At 34.2% G+C, this 1,344-nt stretch carries 1 protein-coding gene; it reads right to left on the bottom strand.

The features are described 5' to 3' along the window. Positions 1 to 34: 34 nt before the first annotated feature. Entirely contained in the window at positions 35 to 1,330 is a 1,296-nt protein-coding gene (locus ACFQ38_RS11355) for an ISL3 family transposase (protein ID WP_456242986.1), read from the bottom strand. Between the last annotated feature and the right edge of the window lie 14 nt (positions 1,331 to 1,344).

Genomic DNA, 1,344 nt, shown 5'->3' with positions numbered 1-1,344 from the left:
TTTCGGGTAATCGGAAAATAGTGTGGAAAGAGGGCTAAAAAGTACCCTCTTCCATAGACTTGGTAAGTGTGGAAAAATCAGCTCCATAGATTTCCTCATACACCCATTCATAGCCAGTTTGTTCCCAATTCGGGAAATGATCAGGTAACATTTTTCCGAACGTAACTTCAACTTCTTTGAATTTCTTTTTCTTTTTTAATTTACGATAGCCTTGTGTAAATAAGATTTTTGCTCTGAGGGTTTCAAAAGAGTAACCACGACCAATATGGTTCATTGTCTTAATTAAACGATTCAAGGATTCTGTATAGGCGTTTGTAATTGGAGAATTGAAATAGTTGAATATCTCTTCTTCCCAATTATTCATTGCTTTTATTAGACCCTCAAAATAAGCCATCAATTCTTTAGGTACATTTGAAAACCAGTTTTGATACAGTTTATAGGCTTCGTTGATTGATTCAGCCTCATAAATGTCAAAGAATTGCTCTTTAAGCTCATATGCTTGACCAAGTAACGGGAACATATCAGTCCATATTTGTAATTTTATTTGGTTATCAAAGTCATTAAGGTCTTTACGTCTTGTAAGAAGTACATAACGGTCTCTCATGAGTTGCCTACGTTCTTTGGCTGACACATTTTGACGATTAGCCTTTCGGATCTTTTCCAAGGCTTCATTGGCTAATTTAACAACATGAAATTTATCAATTACGATTTTAGCATGTGGTATCACTAAATTCACAGCACTTTTATAAGGATTCCACATATCCATTGCTACAAGTTCAATTTTATCAATGTCTTGGAGTCTTGAAAGGTAACTGATAACCACATCTTTATTCCGTTTTCGTAAAATATCAATTACCGACTTGTTTTCAACATCAGTAATTACACAACGATAATTTTTAAGCAAATGAACTTCATCAATACCAAGCCATTTAGGTGTTCTAAAATCAGTTTGAGCTTCAAGTTCAGCAACGTAGTCATTAAAGATGTTTCGTACAGTTTTTTCGTCAATGCCAATCTCCTCCGCAACACTGGTAAATGTTTTTTCCAGACTTGCTTCTTGAATCCAATTTATTAGTCTATTAGTAACAGAACGATTGACATCCATATCTGGTAAATTTTCAAAAAATGTTTCATTATATTCCCTACATTTATATCGTTGGCGATTGACATAAATTCCTACACGTTTTGCGTGCATTGGCAGGTCGAAAAATAGCTGTTGTTTCTTACCATGTTTATATAAGTTTGCAACAGTACCACATTTTAGACAATGAGAAGGAGGTAGAGTAGTAGACTCAACTAAGAATCTATAATCATCTGCACTTTCTTTCATATCCAGAATCTTAA

The organism is Sporosarcina contaminans (assembly GCF_042679045.1).
Taxonomy (GTDB): domain Bacteria; phylum Bacillota; class Bacilli; order Bacillales_A; family Planococcaceae; genus Sporosarcina; species Sporosarcina contaminans.
The sequence above is the reverse complement of the archived record's forward strand: the minus strand, read 5'-3'. Positions and strand labels throughout refer to the sequence as shown.

Coding starts and splice junctions, on each gene's coding strand:
- ACFQ38_RS11355 (WP_456242986.1), bottom strand. CDS start 1,330: ATGAAAGAAAGTGCAGATGATTATAGATTCTTAGTTGAGTCTACTACT.